The sequence below is a fragment of the Nocardia yamanashiensis NBRC 100130 genome, from assembly GCF_001613325.1.
GTDB classification, from domain to species: domain Bacteria; phylum Actinomycetota; class Actinomycetes; order Mycobacteriales; family Mycobacteriaceae; genus Nocardia; species Nocardia yamanashiensis.
Window position 1 is genome coordinate 289,143 of sequence record NZ_BDCD01000007.1, and the last position, 16,913, is coordinate 306,055.

The 16,913-nt window shown below is 68.6% G+C and carries 21 protein-coding genes; 12 read left to right on the top strand and 9 right to left on the bottom strand.

Annotation, left to right across the window (positions count from 1 at the left end; genetic code table 11):
• Positions 1-49: 49 nt before the first annotated feature.
• The 4 genes from NY1_RS08040 to NY1_RS08055 all read right to left on the bottom strand — a co-directional run bounded on the left by NY1_RS08040 (position 50) and on the right by NY1_RS08055 (position 3,047).
• Positions 50-1,546 (bottom strand): alpha/beta fold hydrolase, encoded by a 1,497-nt coding sequence (locus tag NY1_RS08040; RefSeq protein ID WP_067709961.1) that lies wholly within the window; start codon positions 1,544-1,546, stop codon positions 50-52.
• Between the two features lie 54 nt (positions 1,547-1,600).
• A complete protein-coding gene (locus NY1_RS08045) occupies positions 1,601-2,080 on the bottom strand; it encodes a DUF2871 domain-containing protein (RefSeq protein ID WP_067709964.1) in 480 nt (159 codons plus the stop codon).
• A gap of 39 nt (positions 2,081-2,119) precedes the next feature.
• On the bottom strand, positions 2,120-2,545 hold the full coding sequence (locus tag NY1_RS08050) for a DUF4267 domain-containing protein (RefSeq protein ID WP_067709965.1): 426 nt from the start codon (positions 2,543-2,545) through the stop codon (positions 2,120-2,122).
• Between the two features lie 136 nt (positions 2,546-2,681).
• Complete coding sequence (locus tag NY1_RS08055; protein ID WP_067709967.1) at positions 2,682-3,047, bottom strand: antibiotic biosynthesis monooxygenase family protein; 366 nt, start codon at positions 3,045-3,047, stop codon at positions 2,682-2,684.
• A gap of 78 nt (positions 3,048-3,125) precedes the next feature.
• On the opposite strand from NY1_RS08055, the gene NY1_RS08060 reads away from it, so the two are divergent.
• Positions 3,126-3,614 (top strand): MarR family winged helix-turn-helix transcriptional regulator, encoded by a 489-nt coding sequence (locus NY1_RS08060; RefSeq protein ID WP_067709969.1) that lies wholly within the window; start codon positions 3,126-3,128, stop codon positions 3,612-3,614.
• Positions 3,615-4,024: 410 nt separating this feature from the next.
• Positions 4,025-4,714, top strand: a complete 690-nt coding sequence (locus NY1_RS08065; RefSeq protein WP_067709971.1) for a PAS and ANTAR domain-containing protein — start codon at positions 4,025-4,027, stop codon at positions 4,712-4,714.
• Here the strand turns inward: NY1_RS08065 and NY1_RS08070 are convergent.
• Together NY1_RS08070 and NY1_RS08075 are read right to left on the bottom strand one after the other, a co-directional pair.
• Entirely contained in the window at positions 4,696-5,616 is a 921-nt protein-coding gene (locus NY1_RS08070) for an NADP-dependent oxidoreductase (RefSeq protein WP_067709973.1), read from the bottom strand. The two genes, NY1_RS08065 and NY1_RS08070, sit on opposite strands and share 19 nt — an antisense overlap.
• 47 nt (positions 5,617-5,663) lie before the next feature.
• A complete protein-coding gene (locus NY1_RS08075) occupies positions 5,664-8,930 on the bottom strand; it encodes an ATP-binding protein (RefSeq protein WP_067709975.1) in 3,267 nt (1,088 codons plus the stop codon).
• A gap of 116 nt (positions 8,931-9,046) precedes the next feature.
• On the opposite strand from NY1_RS08075, the gene NY1_RS08080 reads away from it, so the two are divergent.
• The 4 genes from NY1_RS08080 to NY1_RS08090 all read left to right on the top strand — a co-directional run bounded on the left by NY1_RS08080 (position 9,047) and on the right by NY1_RS08090 (position 12,170).
• Positions 9,047-9,688: a hemerythrin domain-containing protein gene (locus NY1_RS08080; protein ID WP_067709977.1), complete on the top strand. Its 642-nt coding sequence runs from the start codon at positions 9,047-9,049 to the stop codon at positions 9,686-9,688.
• An 81-nt stretch (positions 9,689-9,769) separates the two neighbouring features.
• A complete protein-coding gene (locus NY1_RS08085) occupies positions 9,770-10,516 on the top strand; it encodes a pirin family protein (RefSeq protein ID WP_067709979.1) in 747 nt (248 codons plus the stop codon).
• A 402-nt stretch (positions 10,517-10,918) separates the two neighbouring features.
• Positions 10,919-11,092 carry a hypothetical protein gene (locus tag NY1_RS42690; protein ID WP_157762107.1) on the top strand — a complete coding sequence of 58 codons (174 nt, stop codon included), beginning with the start codon at positions 10,919-10,921 and terminating at the stop codon, positions 11,090-11,092.
• A gap of 196 nt (positions 11,093-11,288) precedes the next feature.
• Entirely contained in the window at positions 11,289-12,170 is an 882-nt protein-coding gene (locus NY1_RS08090) for an RDD family protein (protein WP_157762108.1), read from the top strand.
• Here NY1_RS08090 and NY1_RS08095 read toward each other — a convergent pair.
• Positions 12,148-12,321, bottom strand: coding sequence for a CsbD family protein (locus NY1_RS08095; RefSeq protein ID WP_067709983.1), 174 nt, complete (start codon positions 12,319-12,321; stop codon positions 12,148-12,150). The two genes, NY1_RS08090 and NY1_RS08095, sit on opposite strands and share 23 nt — an antisense overlap.
• 173 nt (positions 12,322-12,494) lie before the next feature.
• On the opposite strand from NY1_RS08095, the gene NY1_RS08100 reads away from it, so the two are divergent.
• From NY1_RS08100 to NY1_RS08115, 4 genes are all read left to right on the top strand, one after another.
• A complete protein-coding gene (locus NY1_RS08100) occupies positions 12,495-12,968 on the top strand; it encodes a DUF6328 family protein (RefSeq protein WP_067709985.1) in 474 nt (157 codons plus the stop codon).
• Between the two features lie 23 nt (positions 12,969-12,991).
• Positions 12,992-13,321, top strand: a complete 330-nt coding sequence (locus tag NY1_RS08105; protein ID WP_067710174.1) for a hypothetical protein — start codon at positions 12,992-12,994, stop codon at positions 13,319-13,321.
• A gap of 155 nt (positions 13,322-13,476) precedes the next feature.
• Positions 13,477-13,755, top strand: coding sequence for a hypothetical protein (locus NY1_RS08110; protein ID WP_067709987.1), 279 nt, complete (start codon positions 13,477-13,479; stop codon positions 13,753-13,755).
• Positions 13,756-13,969: 214 nt separating this feature from the next.
• The gene (locus NY1_RS08115) at positions 13,970-14,158 is read left to right on the top strand and encodes a hypothetical protein (RefSeq protein WP_067709989.1); all 189 of its coding nucleotides are present in this window, start codon (positions 13,970-13,972) and stop codon (positions 14,156-14,158) included.
• Between the two features lie 57 nt (positions 14,159-14,215).
• Here NY1_RS08115 and NY1_RS08120 read toward each other — a convergent pair whose 3' ends face one another.
• The gene (locus tag NY1_RS08120; protein ID WP_067709990.1) at positions 14,216-14,770 is read right to left on the bottom strand and encodes a dihydrofolate reductase family protein; all 555 of its coding nucleotides are present in this window, start codon (positions 14,768-14,770) and stop codon (positions 14,216-14,218) included.
• A gap of 93 nt (positions 14,771-14,863) precedes the next feature.
• Complete coding sequence (locus NY1_RS08125) at positions 14,864-15,769, bottom strand: LysR family transcriptional regulator (protein WP_067709991.1); 906 nt, start codon at positions 15,767-15,769, stop codon at positions 14,864-14,866.
• Between the two features lie 86 nt (positions 15,770-15,855).
• On the opposite strand from NY1_RS08125, the gene NY1_RS08130 reads away from it, so the two are divergent.
• Complete coding sequence (locus NY1_RS08130) at positions 15,856-16,398, top strand: dihydrofolate reductase family protein (RefSeq protein ID WP_067709992.1); 543 nt, start codon at positions 15,856-15,858, stop codon at positions 16,396-16,398.
• A gap of 191 nt (positions 16,399-16,589) precedes the next feature.
• Positions 16,590-16,871, top strand: a complete 282-nt coding sequence (locus NY1_RS08135; protein ID WP_067709994.1) for a hypothetical protein — start codon at positions 16,590-16,592, stop codon at positions 16,869-16,871.
• The last annotated feature ends 42 nt before the right edge of the window (positions 16,872-16,913 follow it).

Here is a 16,913-nt window from a genome sequence, read left to right on the forward strand (position 1 = left end):
CCCAGGTTGATACGCCTTGAACCCGCCGAACGTCAAGGTCAGAGCACGGTCAGTCCGGATCGCAGCTGCTTTCGGCGGGTGGCAGGGCGCCCTCGGCGAGGTAGGCGTTGACCCAGGCGTCGATGCACCGGTTCGCGATGTTGCCGAACAATCCGTGTACGACCGTATCGCGGAGAGTGAGTAGCCGGGATGCGGTGAGGGCCTGGTGCATGCTCACGGCGCCGGCATAGGTCGTGCGCGTATCGCCGTCGGCCTGGATGATCAACGCGGGCACCGCATTGGCCACCGCGGTGGCGGGCTCGCGGGGGGAAGGCCAGAAGGCACAGGGATTGATGTTGCCGAACAACGGCCCGAATATCGGTTGGGCAGCCCGGCTTTGCTCGATGCCGCGCCAGTATTCGGCCGGATCGCGCGGAGCCGGCGCGTCGCCGCAGGTGATGGCCGTCAGAGCGGAGAGGTCGTGTGGCTGGGCGGTGAGGATGAGTGCCAGTTGCTGCCTCACCCGCGGGTCCGGTTCCACTGATGCCCCGTTCGCGCCGTCGACGAGTTGACGGACCTGCGTGGCGAGGTCCGGATAGCGGCGATAGTCGCCGAGGGCCATGAACAGCATGACGGGCAGGGTGTGGTCGTCGATCAGGAACGGGCCGAAGGGAATCGGCGTCCGCGCGGCACGCTGGAGCAGCCCCTCGACGAGAGCGCGAACCGCCTCGCGGGTGGTCCCGAGTCCGTATTCGGCGTCGTGGGCGGCGGCCCATTCGGCCCAGCGGCCGAACGCCGCTTCATTCGGTTCGCCGCGGTCGGCTTGCAGCGCGATCGCGCCGTAGGCCCGGGGGTCGAGCGCGCTGTCGAGGACCATCCGGTCGATGTGCCCGGGGAAGAGCTGGGCGTATACCGCGCCGAGATAGGTGCCGTAGGACAGGCCGAGATAGCTGATGTCGGGCTCGCCCAGCGCCGCGCGCACGATATCCATATCGCGCGCCGTATTCCGGGTCGAGATATGCGGCAACAGATCTCGGTGCCGCGTCCAGCAGCGGGCGGCGAGTTCGGCCTGCCGCGCAACGGATCTCGCGTAGCTGACCACGTCGGCACCGGCCGCTTCCACGCCGAACCCCACGGGCCATCCGCAGTCGATTCCCGAGGATCGGCCGACGCCGCGTGGATCCATGCCGATCAGGTCGTAACCGGCACGCACCGGTGCGGTCATGGCGCTGCGCAGCGCCCGGGGGAACTCGAGTCCGGGTTCACCGGGCCCACCGGGATTCGTCAGCAGCACGCCCCGCCGCCGCTCCAGCGAGGTGGCGGGCACTCGCGAGATCGCTACCGTAATCGTGCGACCACCGGGATCGCCGTAGTCGAGCGGCACCGTGACATCGGCACACTCGGCGAGATCTGGTGCGCCGCAATCCTTCCAGTCCAGCCGCTGACTGTAGAACCGTTCGAGTCCGACCGGTAGGTCGGCGAGAGCCGGGGTCGAGGTGATGGTCACCCCAACGAGCAGCGCTGTGACGGCGACCAGTACGGCTCCGCGGACATGCCGCCGTCTCATGGGAATACTCCTCCGCCTGTAGTTCTTCGGCTCAGCCGACCGTATTCCGACCGTTCATTCCGGGGCATCCAGGACGTCCCCGAAATCCGCGGACTGCGGTCGATCGTGAGAATGACGCTCCATCCGGGTTCGCCCCGAGCCGATGGCCTGGTGCACGGTGACGAAGAACAGCACGAAACCGATGGTCAGCAGAATGTGACCGCCGCCGGCCAGGTGCGACAACAGCTTGTACTCGCCGTATCCAAGGACGGTCCGGGCGCCGATGACGGTCATGCAGGCGACGACCCAGAGCACGCCGATGTTGTAGACGGAAAAGAACCAGCGGTAGGCGCGGGTGTTCGACAGCGCGAGTTGATGTTCGAGCGTCAGGACGATCAGGAAGAACAGTGTCCCCAACGCCAGCAGGTGAGTGTGGACCACGGCGAGTTCGGTCTTACCGGTGAACTGGTGCGCCTTGGTGAGCTCCCGGTAGAGCAGGCCCGAAGGCAGTCCCAGCGCGGTGTAGCCGACAGCGGCCCAGTAGAGCTGTTTCATCGAGTCCTCGTTCTGAAATATGTTGCGGACGTGTGGATATCAGGCGAGTTGCGCGGCAGGCGCCGTTGCCGCGACCGCCGAACTGCCGGTCTCGCGGAGAATGAGCAGACCCGTGACCGCGATCAGCGCGGAGGTCAGGCCGTGGACGCCGAACGCGGTAGCCGCGGAGCCGTGGTGAGCCAGGACGTTGATCATGTCGCCGAGCGGGGCGACGGCAGTCATCAGCAGCACCCAGCCCAGGGCGCGGCGCTGACCGGTCACCAGCAGGATGCCCGAGCCCAGGCCCATCGCGAGTTCCCGGCAGCCCTTCACGACGAGGAAGCCGCCGCCGTCGCCGGCCGGCCATGTCGGCAGGCCGAAGCCCGGAGCGGCTGTCGCGGGGGCCAGGATGAAGGACACCGCGAGGTAGAAGGTGAACAGGACGGTGGCGGCGGCCAGGACTGTATTGAGCTTCGGGTGCGACATGATCGATCTCTCGTGAGGGTCGGGCGGTGAACTGTTGTCCGGCAAGGCATCCGGCCCTGCCGCGGGGTGATGCCCGGCCGATCGCGCTCTGACGCGAGCCGGCCGGGCAGTGAATCTTGTTGTCAGCGATCGGTGTTCACAGCGACAGCGTGTCGCCGGGTCCCAGTTCCAAGGTGGGATGGAAGATCATCGGTCGCGCGGTGAGGTCGAGTTCTTCCTGCATTCGCCCGGCCAGCTCCCGCCATTCCGGAGTGCCGAGGGCGGCGCCCAGGGCGGCGCCGCTGTCCCAGTCCCCCACGTTGACGAAAACCGCCTCGGCCGCCTGCCCGGCCGCCTGGAACATCCGGGTGCGGCGAAATCCGGGTGCGGCCGCCATGTATTCGGCACTGTCGCGCCAGCGCCGCAGGAACACGTCGCGTTGCGCGGCGGGTACCGACATCGTGTTGATCACCGTGACCGGAGCGTCGGAGTCGGGGACGACCGGGTTGCTGAAAGCTGTCATATTGTCACGTTAAGTGACAATCTATTTCTATGTCAATCCTGTTATGTGACAGTCTTCTTCGGTTGCTAAAGTGAGGTCATGGTGAACCGTCCGCTGAACTCACGTGGGGTATTCCTGTTGTCGCAGTTGGGCCATCACGTGGCATACCGCTTCACAGAGCGGCTGGCACGGCTGGATTTGGAGCCGTCGCATTTCGCGGTCCTGAGCCACCTGGCCGACACCGACGGCCGCAGTCAGCAGGAGCTCGCGGATCTACTGCGCGTCCACCGCAACGCGATGGTCGGCCTGGTCGACGAACTCGAGCAGCGCGCACTGGTGACTCGGCGCCCGCATCCCGTCGACCGGCGCGCGCATGCGGTCCACCTAACCGATCACGCGCGCGAGGCGCTCGAAACGATCCAATCCGAGGCCGACGCACTGGAATCGGAGATCCTCGGACCGCTCGACGAGGCCGAGCGATCGGCGCTCATTCCGCTCCTGCACCGCATCGCCGCACACGCCGATCTCCCCGCCGGAATCCATCCCGGCCTGCAACGCCGACGCCGTGCACGCCGAGAACCGCAGTGAGCCAGGCTTACCGAAGGGATCTCGGCCTGCGCTGCGGGTGATCCCTCGCTCGCCAGGGCGGCCCGGACGCGCGGGATGCGTCCGGGCCGCGGTCGGCTCGCGGCAGGAGAACGCGGGGCGGGTGCGACGCCGGCGGGTCGTGCCGATCGCGACCGGAGGGTGTGGCTCGGGTCGGGCGATCGTGGGGGTGCAGGAACTCCCGCCGGCGTGCCCCGGAGCGCACCGCGTGGTGGCCGGGCCGATACCGGCATCTGCGGGTATGCCGGTATCGGGAGTTTGCCGGGCCGGTCCGGGGCGCGTCTACCGGCTGCGCGGGTCCGGCATGGGTTGTCCAGGTCCCGGCACAACTTGTCGGTCGGTCCGGCGTGGAAGTGCGTCGATCGCCGCCGGTGCGCGGCGATAATCGGCGGATGGGCGCACCGGCTGACACACCACAGGAATTCCCGTCCGCGGCGGCGACCAACGAACCGGCGCCGCGGACGGGTAGCTTCCGGTTCTGGTTCGCCACCCGCCGCTGGGAGTGGTCGCCGGAGGTGTACCGCATGCACGGTTACGCCCCCGGCGAGATCGAGCCGACCACCGAACTGCTGCTCGCGCACAAACATCCGGACGATCGTGAGCAGGTCGCCGAGGCGATCGCCCGCTCGGTCGAGCACGGGCAGCCGTTCTCGAGCCGGCACCGGTTCATCGATGTCACCGGCGGCGAGCATCAGGTGATGGTGGTCGCCGACGCCATCGTCGACGACGACGGCCGCACGGTCGGCACCTCGGGGTTCTATATCGACCTTTCCGACACCCTCGCCGCCGCCGAACAGGACACGCTCAACGAACTGCTGCCCGGCATGATCGAAGCGCGCGCGGTGATCGAACAGGCCAAAGGCGTGCTGATGCGCTTGTACCGCATCAACGACGAGCAGGCCTTCCGGGTGCTGCGGTGGCGTTCGCAGGAAACCAACGTCAAACTCCGTGCCCTGGCGGAACAACTCGTCGCCGAGTTGCCGATGGTGCCCCCGCCGCCGCCGGAGATCGTGGCCAACTTCGACCACATCCTGCTGACCCTGCACGAACGCGTCCCGGGCGATCAGGGTTCGAGCACGTAGCGGCCGCGCGTCCCGCCTTTGGCCATGGCCCGGTGCGCGTCGGCGGCCTCGCTCAACGGCAGCACCGCGTGCACGCGGGTGGGCAGCCGTCCGGCTGCGGCCTGGGTAAGCAGCTGTCCCAGGCGCGGACCGTCGGACTGGACCATCAGGATGTTCACGGTGATGCCGCGCTCGGGTTCGGGCGTCAGGTTCGGCCGGACGCCGACGAACGAGCCGCCGTCACGGACCGGGGACAAGCTCCACGCCTGCTGAGACGTGGTGTCCACGACCGCATCCCAGCCCGCTTCGGCTGCGGTGCGGAAGTCGGCGCCGAGCGAGCGGACGAACTGCTCGTCCTCGGCGCGGGCCAGTCCGGTCACCTGCCAGCCGCGGCCGGGGGCGAGCGCGATCACGTTCGCGCCGATCGCGCCGGCCGCGCCCGTCACCAGCAATCGATTGCCCTCGGCGGGCGCGTCGCCGAGCAGGTCGAGGATCTGCGCGGCACTCAATCCGCTGAGCGGCACCGTCGATGCCGCGGCGAGGCCGAGTTCATCGGGCACCACGGCCAATTCGGCGGCGGGCACCACGAGTTGTTCCGCGTAGGTGCCGAAGTCGCGGTCGAAGCCGAGGACGACACCGGCGACCCGGGTTCCGACGGCCAGGTCCACGCCCGGCCCGGCGGCGGCGACGGTGCCGGCGAAATCCCAGCCCAGCCCGGTGTGGGAGGGCTGGTTGATCATGCCCATCTGGTGGAAGAAGCCGCTCGCGACGCCGAGGTCGGTGGGGTTGACCGGTGCGGCCGCGACCGCGACCCGGACCTCACCGGGTCCGGGCTCGACCACCGGCACCTCGATGATCTCGATGGAATCGGGTCCGCTCGCGTTCCGGACCACCGCGGCCCGGAAGGTGCTGGGGTTGTTCATGTTTCGTGCCTCCATCAGTTCGTTTCCGATGGGTTGAACACTGCGCCTCAGGCTTTGGAAGGAACTTGGAGCGAACTTGGAGCAGCGCCGGCGCGGGCTCGCGCGTCGGCGGACCAGGCGGGTGCGTTCCATATCCCGGCGATAGCGGCGGCCCGGGCGAAATGCCCGGCGGCCGCGTCGGCGCGGCCCAGGAAGAGCGCGAGTTCACCGAGCGTGTGGGCGACCGGGCGCAGGGCCAGCGATACGCTCTCCGCGCCCGCTGGTGGACCGTCCCGGTGCGGGAGCAGCTCCGAATAGCACTGCTCGGCGGCGCCGCGGTCGTTCGAGGCGAGCGCCGCCAGCGCGCGCAGGGTGGTCAGGAAGGTGAAGAAGAAGTCGCGACGGATGGGGGCCTGCGCGGTACCGCTCCGGTCCGCCTCCGCGCTGCGGCCCGCCGCATGCAGGGCGAGGGTGAGCAGATCCTCGGCCATCGGACCGAGTACCGCGTGCAGCGCGCGCACCTCGTCCAAGTGCTCCCCCAGCGTGCCGTCGTTGATCCAGATCGCCGCCAGCGCAAGCCGCAGGAAGCCCGCGGCGTGCACCGATCCGGCACGCTCCATGCGCTCGGTGGCATCGATGTACCGGCGCTCGGCCTCGGCGAACTCGCCTTCGATGAGTTGCAGTGTGGCCAGCGAGATCTCGGTGGCGCCGAGCGCTTCGGGCATCCGGTAGGCGCGGGCGAGCTCGTGCGCCTCCTCGGTGACGCGGCGCATGGTCGCCGGATCGTTGGCGGCGGCCGCCTGCGCGGCCTGTTCGAGCAACCCGGTCACGCGATAGACGGGCAGATCGTGCTCGACGCCGATCCGCACCAGTTCACGCGAGTACTCCGCCTGCCCGGATTCGCGCGCCAGGACCAGCAGCGCCGCGGCCCGCAGCCACGGCGACGCGGCGAGGTCCAGGGCTTCCCGCGCCGCCGCCATGACCGTCGGATCGTGCTCGCCCACCAGTTCGTGGGCGTAGGCGATGAGCAGATGGCAGCGGGTCTCGGCAGCGAGATCGGCTCGCCCGAGCAGACTTCGGAGCCGGTCGACGATGGGCCGGTCGACCGTGCCGTACGCGCGGGCCTGCCAGGGCGTGGGTTCGGTCCAGGCGGCGAACGCGGCGATCATCAGATCCGTGCGCCCGATCGACTCGGCGTATTCCACGGCCTGTTCGCGGGTGCGTCTGGCCGCGGCGAACGCCCCGGCTCTGACCTGGGCGCGCAGCAACCGGCCGAGCAGGCTCACCCGCTCGTCCGGATCGCTGGAGTTGGCGACGGCGTCGCCGAGCAGCGCGGCCGCGACATCGTGGGCGTAGCGCGCCTCGGCCAGTTCGGCGGCCCGCGCGCAATATCCCACGGCCAGTGGCGATCCCGCGCGCGCATAGTGGTGGGCCAGCGCCGCGATATCCCCGGAGCCCTCCAGCGCGGCGGCGATCCGGGCGTGCATCCTGGTGATCCGCATCCGGCTCACACCGGTCAGGAGTGTGTCGCGGACCAGCGCGTGCACGAACCGGACCCGCCCCGGACCGGGCTCCTCCAGCAATCCGGCGATGACACCGGCGTCCAGCGCGTCCAGTACGCCGTCCTCGTCGGTGTCGGCGGCCCGCACGAGCACATCGACCGAGCTTTCCCGGCCCGCCACGGCCGCCAGCCGCAGCACCGACACCCCGCTCTCGGGCAGCCGGGCGAACCTGCGCCGCAATACATCCCGGACGCCCTCGGGCACTTCGGACAGCGCGATCAGCGCGCCCTCGCCGTGCAGCAGCCGGGCGGTCTCGCGCACATAGAACGGATTGCCGCCGGTCCGTTCGGCGATGCCGGCCACCGTCGCGTCGTCGGCCTCGCATTCGGAGCGGACCAGCTCCGCGATGGCGTCGCGATCGAGTCCGGGCAGGTCCAGCCGCAGCGGCGCGGTGCGGGCGAGGGACGCGAGTGTCGTTGCCAGGCGCTCGCTTTCGTCCGCGCGGTAGGCGGCGACGATCAGGATCGGGTCCCGGGTGTCGACGCCGGCCAGCAGTTCCAGCGTGGCGGCGTCGGCCCGGTGCAGATCGTCCAGCAGCACCGCGACCGGACGGTCGGCCGCGAGAGCCGACAGCCAGGCCCACACGGCTTGCCGCAGCCGGAAACGACCGGCCGCCGCGTCGCCGTTCGCGGTCGCCGCGTCCGACAGCAGGGGCGCCAGGCCGTCGGCGAAATCGCCGGGCGGCACGCTCGCGGTAAGGCTCCGCAGTACTTCGACCCAGGCCCAGGCGGGCGGCGCGCTGTCCACGTCGGGGCAGCGTCCGGCGGCTACCAGCCACCCGTCCCGTTCGAGTTGCAGGCCGAGGCGCTCGAGCAGTTTCGATTTGCCCAGCCCGGCCTCGCCGGTGACGAGCGCGACGCGCACGTTCGCGTGCGCCGTTTCCCGAGCGGTCGCGAGCAGGGCGGCCAGCTCGTTCTCCCGGCCCACGAACGGTACGGTGCACAGCTTTTCGATGGGCGGCGGCGGAGTCGCCACGAAGCGGGGCGTGTCGGTTGCGGGCGCGGGCACTGCCGCGCGCAGGATATCCGTGCGCTGGGTGAGGATCGCCTCCTCCAGAGCCACCAGGTCCGGCCCCGGGTCCAGGCCCAGCTCGTTGGCGAGGGTGGCGCGGGCGCGGCGGAGCGCGGCGAGGGAGTCGGCTTGGCGGCCGCTGCTCCACAGCGCGAGCGCGTGCAGGCGCCAGCCTTCTTCACGCAAGGGATGATCGCGAGTGAAGGTCTCGGTATCGGGCACCACCGCCGCCGGGTCGCCGAGCCGCAGCCCGGCCGCGATGTGCAGTTCGCGTGCGACCAAGCGTAATTCGTCGAGCCGCGCGGTCTCGGCGGCGACCCACGGCTCGTCGGCGACCTCCGCGAACGCGGGCCCCCGCCACAGCGCCAGCGCCTCGCTCAGCCGGGCATGCGCCGCGCGTGGATCGGCGAGCGTGCGGGCCTCGTCGAGCAGTTCCTCGAAACGCCAGGCGTCCACCGCTTCTCGCGGCAGCCGCAAGGCGTAGCCGGGCGCGGCGCTCACCAGCACGCGGGCCGGGGCCCGGGGCGGGCGGCCGGGTTCGAGCAGGCGGCGCAGGTTGGACACGTACGCCTGCAAGGACGCCAGGGCCCGCGACGGCGGTTCGCCGCGCCACAGGTCCTCGATCATCCGGTCGACCGGAACCACCTGCCCGCGCGCGGCCACCAGCAGGGCCAATACGCCGCGCTGCCGGGGCCCGCCGAGCGGCAGGGATTCGCTGTCGACCTCGGCCGCGAACGAACCCAGCACACGCACAAAAACCATGACGCGTCACATCGTACGCGAGTCCCGCATCCGAGGGCTCCAAGCCGGTTCCCAGTCGCTTCCAAATCCCGGACCGCAGGCTCGAGGCCATCGAAACGACTTGAAGGACACGAACAATGAGCGTCGACACCCAGGATATGAAGATCGTCCACCGCGCCTTCCGCCGCGAGTCCAGGCTGCTGATCGAACTCGTCGCGGCGGTCACCCCGGGCGACACCGCGCGCGCCGCGATCCTCGCCGGCCATTACCGGGATTACCGGCTCGGGCTGCGGAACCATCACGAGGGCGAGGACGAATTGCTGTGGCCGCCACTGCTTTCCCGGGTCGATCCGGGCACGGACGTCATCCTGCGCATGCAGGCCCAGCACGAGCGCGTCGAAGCCAACCTGAACAGGCTGGACGGCGCGGTCCCGGCCTGGGAGGCCACGGCCGGCGGCGACGAACGCGACAACCTGGTGGGGCTTCTCGTCGATCACCGGGCCGTCCTGCTCGAACACCTCGACGACGAGGAGACAGCGCTGCTTCCCCTCGCCGCCGACTACATCAGCGAGCAGGAGTGGGCCGCCCTGGGCGAGCACATGGTGGCGAGCACCCCCAAGCCGACCCTGCTCACACTGCTCGGGCTCGTCCTCGAGGACGCCGACCGCAGCGAACGCGCCCGGCTCCTCGGCGCTCTGCCCGCACCGGTCCGGGCCGTCTGGCACCTGTTCGGCCGCCCCCGTTACACCCGCCATATCCGCCGCGTACGCGCCTCCTGACCGGAAACACCTCGGGTCCTGAGGAATAACCGGCAACGTTTCGGCGATTCCGGGTATGACAGCCCATGAGGAGATGACGAGATGACCGCACCCGTCGACCAGCTGCAGGTGATCCGTGCCGCGGATCGCGTCCACTGGCGTAACGAATGGCTCTGGTCCAAACAGTCCTTCAACGCCACCGGCAATTTCGACCTCGCCGCCAGCGCCCACGGCATCCTCATGGTCCACAACGAAGACTTCGTCGACCCCGGCGCCGGCTTCGACACCCACCAGCATCAGGACACCGAGATCGTCACCTGGGTGCTGGAAGGCAGTGTGGTGCACCAGGATTCGGCCGGTAATTCCGGAATCGTCCACCCCGGCCTGGCGCAGCGCATGAGCGCCGGCACCGGCATCCTGCACTCGGAACGCAACGGGGCCGCCTGGAACGAGAAGCCCACCCTGCATGTCGTCCAGATGTGGATCCCGCCGGATGAAACCGGCCTCGCACCCTCCTACCAGGAGATGGACATCGCCGACGCGCTCACCGACGATGCCCTGGTCACGGTCGCCTCCGGTATGCGCCGCCATCGCGACGAAACGGCCATCACCCTGCACAATCGCTATGCCGCGCTGCACGTCGCCCGTTTGCGCACCGGCGCGGCGGTGCAGATCCCGGACGCGCCGTACGGCCATCTGTTCGTCGCACGGGGCGCTGTCGAACTCGAATCCGCCGGACGCTTGGAGCAGGGCGACGCGGTTCGCCTGACCGCGACCGGCGGGCACACCGTCACGGCGCTCGAACCGAGCGAACTGCTGCTCTGGGAAATGCACGCTGGCTTCGCCTGATCCGCGCCGGAGTGTCCCGGCGGAGACTGGCGAGACGACCGTCTGCGGGATCTCGCCAGCCGTTCAACCGTTTTCGCGATGCCCGCTCAGGGGTTGGGGAGCGGGACCGCCGCGGCCGCCAAGGGCGGGGCGGCCGGAGACGTCGGATGCGGCTCGGTAGCGGTTGCGGGGCTTCCGGTTTGCTCGCATCCTTCATCCACCACCGAATCTAGTCGCGGGCGAGACAGATTCAGGTGTCAAGCCACAGTTTTGGCACGATAGGTGAGTTCCTGGCACGCCATGTCACGTGTTTTCCACAGAATTGCCACACGATCGCTGACACTCGTGCAGAATGCGGAGCGAATGGTCATGTGGCCCCAGGGGATCCGGACTTCACCTCCCCGGGGGTGTTAGGAGGCACTGATGTTCGTCCACTCCCCGGCGAAAGCACTCGCCGAAGAAATCCTGGCCCGCTACGGCAGTCTGGACGCGTTCTGCGCCCGCCTGCACACCGCGCTCGAGCCGGTCACCGAAGAACTGCCGATCTGGCGACCACCCGCCGACCCCGCGGGCCGGCATCGATGGCGCGCCGCCTGATCCACCGCACTTGGTCCGCACCGCCGCCGAGCTCGAATGCCTCGGTGGCGGTTCGCTGTTCACGAGCATCGGAATATGTCATGCTTGCGCCGTGATTTTCGGTGGGGGCACACGGCGCGATGCTGTGCGGGTTGGATCGGATTATCTTGGCGCAGAGGGGGATCCACGGTTTCCTTCACCGCGCCGGTTACGCAGCGTGGTGGCGACCATCGCGGATATCGTGCTGATTTTCGCCATCGACGTCGCTGTCATGTGGTGTCTGATGTTCACGCCCGGTCTCAACCGCGGCTTGCCGGTGCTGGGCGGATACCTTCTGCTGCTACTACTGTCGTTCGCCCAGTACTTCGTGCTACCCAGCCTTATCGGAGCCAGTCTCGGCCAACTGGTCTGCGGGCTCACTCTCATCCGCTGCGCCGACGGTTCCCGCCCGAACATTCGCGATATCGCTCGCGCCGTGCTGCGGCAGCGGGGCGTCCGCTTCCGCGGCATTCACACGCTCGCACCGCATCTCGTCGTGGTGCGCCGTCGAGACCTCATCGCCTTCCGCGCCGCCGGTGCATCGCATCCCGCCGTCGCACTGCGACCGGAACCGCCGGAATACCATGGCGCCGAGGGCGATCCGCGTTATCCCTCCCCGCGCGATCTCCGCAAGGCCACGTCCACCGTCATCGACATCCTGCTGATCGTGGTCGTCTCCCCCGCCCTCGGCGCGGCAGTCGCCCTGCTCACGCACACCAGCCTCGAACTGGCGATGACCGTCTGCTTCTGGGCCCTGGCCCCACTCCAACTGGTGGCGCTCCCGGCCTGGACCGGCGCCACGCTCGGCCAATCGCTCTGCGGACTGACCCAGATCCGCGGCAGCGACGGCCGGCCCCCGGCATTCCGCGACGCCCTCGGCATCGGCAAGACCCTCCCGGCCGATATCCGCGCCCGCCGCGACCTCTATGTCACCTTCGCCGGCCTGGTCGTGGTGCGCCGTCGCGATGTGCCGGACCCGGGACCCGGCGGTCATCCCCTCTCGGAGCGGGACGACCGCCTCGGCCCGGTGCACGGCCTCAGTTCCGGAAAGCGTCTTTGACCTTTTCTCCGGCGTCCTTCAGGTTCGACTTGATCTGGTCGGCTTTGCCCTCGGCCTCGCGGTCCTCGTCGCCGGTCGCCTGACCGAACTTCTCCTTGGCCTTGCCGGCCAGTTCCTCGGCCTTGTTGTTCGCCTTGTCGGTCGCGCTCATATCGATTCCTCCTGTGTAGTCGGTATCGGGGGTCGGTCGACCCAGAGTTCGTCTACCCGGATGGACGGGGGCAAAACAGCGCGGCGGCCGGAATGATCTTCGGTGCATGAAGGCGGTAGCGGGCGGGTATGGCCGAGGCAGGTAATCGATCATCAGGTCGAAGGTCGAAGGACATGGGCAGCGACAACCGCCGGCACGAAACGGAAACCGAACGGCTCGACCGCAACTGGTCCAGCCTGGCGCAGGAGCTGCGCGTGGTGCAGACCGGCGTGCAGTTGCTGACCGGGTTCTTGCTGACCTTGCCGTTCCAGAACCGTTTCGAAATGCTGTCGTACTCGATGCGGCAGCTGTATCTGCTGATCGTCGCGACGTCGATCGGCGCCACCGTCTGCCTGGTCGCCCCGGTCGCGGCGCATCGGGTGATGTTCCGGCAGCACCGGATCGCGAGCGTGGTCGTCACCGCGCACCGGTACGCGATCGCCGGTCTCGCGCTGCTGGGCATTTCGCTGACCGGCGTCGCGGTGCTGATCTTCGACACGGTGGACGGGGCGACCGCGGCGATCATCGCGGGATGTTTCTTCGGTTCGTTCTTCGCCGCGGTCTGGGTGCTGCACCCGTGGCACCAGCACCGAGGCGATCGACGGTAGTGGTCATGGCGAAAGGATTGAGCATGTCTGGTCACAAATGGACTCGCGGAACCACCTGGGCCGCTTCGGCACTGGTCGCGGCGGCGCTGGTGCTGACCGGCTGCGACAAGGCCGAGGAGGTCGTCAACAAGGGCGGCGATACGCCCTGCAATGAGTTCATCGCGCAGGATCACGACAAACAGCAGGTCACCGTGCGCAAATACCTGCAGAACGATACGCAGCTGGAGACGCCGTCCCCGGAGACGGTCGACGGCGCCATCACGGCGATCGACCTGATGTGCCGGGCGCAATCCAATGCGCAGACACCGATCCGCAATGCCGATCTGACGGGGATCCTGGTCCCCAAGAAGTAGCGGCGCCCGCCGCGGGGAGTTGGTTCCGGGCTGGCGCGATCGGCGGCAGCGTGGCGCAATCGTCGCTGTCGCCGAGTGCCCGGGGTTCACCAGGATGGTCAGCGAAGCCGCGGCGGCGATTTGCGGACAAGGTATCCGCCGCGCGGGAGGAAGCAATGGTGGAGCGCGGCAACGGAGAAGAGACACACGTCAGCGACGAGCAAGCGGAGGCTCTGACCATACTGTCGGAGCTCCAGACCCTGCTCGAACGGCTGCCCGAGCAGGACCCGGCCTATCGCGACCTGCTCGACCGCCGGTTGGTCGCGGCGGCGGAGGCGTTGAACCTCGGGCTGGAGGCCCGAACCATCCAGGCCATAGGCCAATTCACCGAGATCGGTATGAAGCAGGTGCGCGCGGTCGCCGAGGAGTTCCGGGCCGACGACGCCGACCTCTGACACCGCCGCCGAGCGATTGGGCACCCTTTACTCCTTGCACTCGCCTGTGCTGAGTGCTAGAAAATATCTATGTCGGATGACAGAGGTTATCTGGCAAGCCTCGTATAAACCTCATCCGCCAGAGCACGAGTGAAGGGTGAGCCCGTTCAGCACGGGGCTTGCGGGCTCACCCGCCCTTTCGATCCCAGCCCCGATGGTGAGAGAGAAAACCGTGATGACCACCGATCCGCACACCGACGTGGTGCACTGGCCCGAACCCAGCCCGCTACGACCGTGGTGGGAAGCCGTCATGGCCCCGGCCAAAACCGCCGCCCCAGCGATCCCGCGCTCACCGGACCCCCGCAATCGCCACGCCCGCAACCCTTTCCGCCACTCGGAACCGCCCACCCGCATCGCCTGCTGAGCCACCGGGCCCACTCGCCGCGTTCGGACGAGCACGCGCAGCCCCAGCGGTGTGCGATCAGCCGGCGGAGCGCTCGTGACGGAGCAGCACCACCTGGTTGCCGTACACCCGCGACTCGACCAGGCGCAGGGCCGCCCGTGACTTCACATCGGAGAAGACCGGTTTGCCGCCGCCGAGCAGCACCGGGTGCACGTAGCAGCGGTATTCGTCGATCAGGCCGCGGCGAGTGAGTTCGGAGGCGAGTTCGCTGCCGCCGAACAGCAGCAGGGTGCGGTCGCTCTTCCATTCGGCGAGAGCGCCCGGGTCGGCGACGACGGTGGCGTTCCAATCGGCGGCGGCGAGGGTGCGCGAGACCACGACCTTCGGCTTGGCGCGCCAGATGGGCGCGAAGGCGAGATCGTGCGGATGGGTGGACAGCTCTTCCGCGCGCGGCCAGAAGTAGGACATCATCTCCCACACGACCCGGCCGTAGAGGAAGGCGTCGGCGGCCTCGGCGAGCGCATTGGTGTCCTCGGACATCTCCGGATCCATGACGGGCCAGTCGAATTCGCCGTTCGGTCCTTCGATGTAGCCGTCCAGCGACTGATGCACGATGTGAACGATTTTGCCCATGGTTGTCTCCTTCGCAGGTCTGAACGTATTGCAGCGTGTCGTGCGGGAATCGCCGGAACAAGACGTGTTTGCTCGAAGGTGCGTGAAGCCTCGCTACACGCCGGGGTCGGCCGGGCGCGCGGCCTCGGCGATCATCGCGAGAAACGGTGCGAGCAAAGGGTTCTTGCGGTTCGCCGGCCACATCAGGCCGTAGTCGATCGGCGGTGCGTCGCGGAACGGCACGAAGACCAGGCCGGGGCGGGAGTGGAAGCGTTCGGCGCGAGCCGACACGGTGCTGACGCCTACGCCTTGGCTCACGTGTACCAGTACTTCTGGCCAGAAGTTGGTGGCGGGGCCCTGCGGAATCGGGCGGCCGGAGGGGGTGCGGCGGGGGAAGTAGTAGTCCATCCAGTAGCGCGGTATCCGGTCGTCGGCGATGGTGATCAGGGTGGCGTCGGCCAGGTCTTCCAGGGAGACCGAATCGAGGGCGGCGAAGCGGTGTCCCTCGGGAACCATCAGCGAGCGCGGTTCGGAGAACAGGATGGGGCCGGTGGTGATGTCGGGTTCGGCGATCGGGAACTCGGTGAGTTGCAGATCGACTGCGCCCGAACGCATTCGGCCCAGCGGGTCGGCCAGCTGGATCTCCTCCACGTGGACGACGCTGCCCGGGTGGCGAATCCGGAACAGATCCGCGGCCCGCACCATCAGGTTCCCGCACCACGGCGCCGAAAACCCCACCGTGATGGTGGGTTTCACCGCGTTGCCGAGGCTCGCCGCGGTCAGTCCCGCGGTGATCTGGTCGTAGGCCGGTTGCAGGTCCTCACGCAACTGTTTGCCGATCGCGGTCAGCGTCACCGACCGGCTGTTGCGTTCGAAAAGCGGTGCGCCGATGCGTCGTTCGATCTTGCGAATGATCTGGCTGACCCGGCTGGTCGTCAACCGCAGCCGCTGCGCGGTCCGCCCGAAGTGCAATTCCTCCGCGAGCGTGAGGAATGCCTCCAGCTCGAGTCGTTCCAACATCGATCCTCGTTTCGTGAAGTTCCGCTACACGCAGTGGACCGGATTCCGGTCTTGGTCCGCCCGCGCCGCTCACGAAGACTCGCCCCATGAGCAAAGTTGTTGTGGTGATGTACATGTCGATGGACGGCGTGGTCGAGAATCCGGCCTGGACCGGACCGTTCTGGAACGACGAGCACGCCAAGTACCAGCACGGTCAGCTCGTGGAGAGCCGGGCGCTGCTGCTGGGCCGCCGCACCTACGAGGAATTCGCCGCCACCTGGCCGCACCGCGACGAATCCGACGCCTTCACCGCCCGGATGAACCGCATCCCCAAGTACGTCGTGTCGCGCACCCTCGAAGCCCCCGCCTGGAATTCCATCGTCGTCGACGATGCGTTCGCCGACCGGATCGCCGAGCTCAAAGCCGAACCCGGCCGCGATCTCCTCGTCTACGGCAGCGTCGACCTGGTCGGATATCTGATCGAGCAGGCCCTGGTGGACGAGCTGAAACTGTTCATCCACCCGGTCGTCCTGGGTTCGGGACGCCGCCTGTTCGACGACGGCGCCGTGCCGTCCGCCTGGACGCTGGCCGGGACGCAGTCCTTCAGCTCCGGGGCAGCGGTCCTGGACTTCCGCCCGGCCGCGGTCTGATCGGTGGTATCCCTTCGGCGGCAAGACAAGCCGGTGCGCTGCGATTCATGCCGATCACCCTCGCCGCCGGCGCTGATACGGACCTGACGCCGGCCTGACATCGCGCTGACGCCCGCACCGGCGACGGCGGATCGCGGATGTCGGGTCACGCATCCCGCACCCCTCGCGCCCGAGGACTAGCGTTATCGGTTATGACGACCTGGGACATTGTGGTGACGGTCGGCGAGGAAGACCGACTCGTCTTGATGGAAGCGGCCGACGCGGCGGGCATGGGCCTGGAAGCGTATCTGTCCTGGTGCGTCCGGATCCTCGCCATGCAGGCCCGTCCCGGCTCCGGCAAGCAGCACAATCTCCCCGGCCAGGCCCGGCCGGGACGTCCCGCGCCCGAGGACGACGAATCCGAGGCCGCCGCCTGGGCGGAAACCTTCAGCCAGCGGCTGTCGCACCGGGCCGACCGCAAGCCCGAGATCTGATCCGGATCGCCGGGCAGCCGCCGTCGTTCCACGCCTGATTCC

What these genes read in the sequence shown, in the direction of transcription:
- NY1_RS08050 (WP_067709965.1), bottom strand. Translation starts at nt 2,545, where the DNA reads ATGTCGCACCCGAAGCTCAATACAGTCCTGGCCGCCGCCACCGTCCTG.
- NY1_RS08055 (WP_067709967.1), bottom strand. Translation starts at nt 3,047, where the DNA reads ATGACAGCTTTCAGCAACCCGGTCGTCCCCGACTCCGACGCTCCGGTC.
- NY1_RS08045 (WP_067709964.1), bottom strand. Translation starts at nt 2,080, where the DNA reads ATGAAACAGCTCTACTGGGCCGCTGTCGGCTACACCGCGCTGGGACTG.
- NY1_RS08135 (WP_067709994.1), top strand. Translation starts at nt 16,590, where the DNA reads ATGACGACCTGGGACATTGTGGTGACGGTCGGCGAGGAAGACCGACTC.
- NY1_RS08115 (WP_067709989.1), top strand. Translation starts at nt 13,970, where the DNA reads ATGACCACCGATCCGCACACCGACGTGGTGCACTGGCCCGAACCCAGC.
- NY1_RS08130 (WP_067709992.1), top strand. Translation starts at nt 15,856, where the DNA reads ATGAGCAAAGTTGTTGTGGTGATGTACATGTCGATGGACGGCGTGGTC.
- NY1_RS08040 (WP_067709961.1), bottom strand. Translation starts at nt 1,546, where the DNA reads ATGAGACGGCGGCATGTCCGCGGAGCCGTACTGGTCGCCGTCACAGCG.
- NY1_RS08120 (WP_067709990.1), bottom strand. Translation starts at nt 14,770, where the DNA reads ATGGGCAAAATCGTTCACATCGTGCATCAGTCGCTGGACGGCTACATC.
- NY1_RS08075 (WP_067709975.1), bottom strand. Translation starts at nt 8,930, where the DNA reads ATGGTTTTTGTGCGTGTGCTGGGTTCGTTCGCGGCCGAGGTCGACAGC.
- NY1_RS08070 (WP_067709973.1), bottom strand. Translation starts at nt 5,616, where the DNA reads ATGAACAACCCCAGCACCTTCCGGGCCGCGGTGGTCCGGAACGCGAGC.
- NY1_RS08095 (WP_067709983.1), bottom strand. Translation starts at nt 12,321, where the DNA reads ATGAGCGCGACCGACAAGGCGAACAACAAGGCCGAGGAACTGGCCGGC.
- NY1_RS08060 (WP_067709969.1), top strand. Translation starts at nt 3,126, where the DNA reads ATGGTGAACCGTCCGCTGAACTCACGTGGGGTATTCCTGTTGTCGCAG.
- NY1_RS08105 (WP_067710174.1), top strand. Translation starts at nt 12,992, where the DNA reads ATGTCTGGTCACAAATGGACTCGCGGAACCACCTGGGCCGCTTCGGCA.
- NY1_RS08080 (WP_067709977.1), top strand. Translation starts at nt 9,047, where the DNA reads ATGAGCGTCGACACCCAGGATATGAAGATCGTCCACCGCGCCTTCCGC.
- NY1_RS42690 (WP_157762107.1), top strand. Translation starts at nt 10,919, where the DNA reads ATGTTCGTCCACTCCCCGGCGAAAGCACTCGCCGAAGAAATCCTGGCC.
- NY1_RS08085 (WP_067709979.1), top strand. Translation starts at nt 9,770, where the DNA reads ATGACCGCACCCGTCGACCAGCTGCAGGTGATCCGTGCCGCGGATCGC.
- NY1_RS08100 (WP_067709985.1), top strand. Translation starts at nt 12,495, where the DNA reads ATGGGCAGCGACAACCGCCGGCACGAAACGGAAACCGAACGGCTCGAC.
- NY1_RS08110 (WP_067709987.1), top strand. Translation starts at nt 13,477, where the DNA reads ATGGTGGAGCGCGGCAACGGAGAAGAGACACACGTCAGCGACGAGCAA.
- NY1_RS08065 (WP_067709971.1), top strand. Translation starts at nt 4,025, where the DNA reads ATGGGCGCACCGGCTGACACACCACAGGAATTCCCGTCCGCGGCGGCG.
- NY1_RS08125 (WP_067709991.1), bottom strand. Translation starts at nt 15,769, where the DNA reads ATGTTGGAACGACTCGAGCTGGAGGCATTCCTCACGCTCGCGGAGGAA.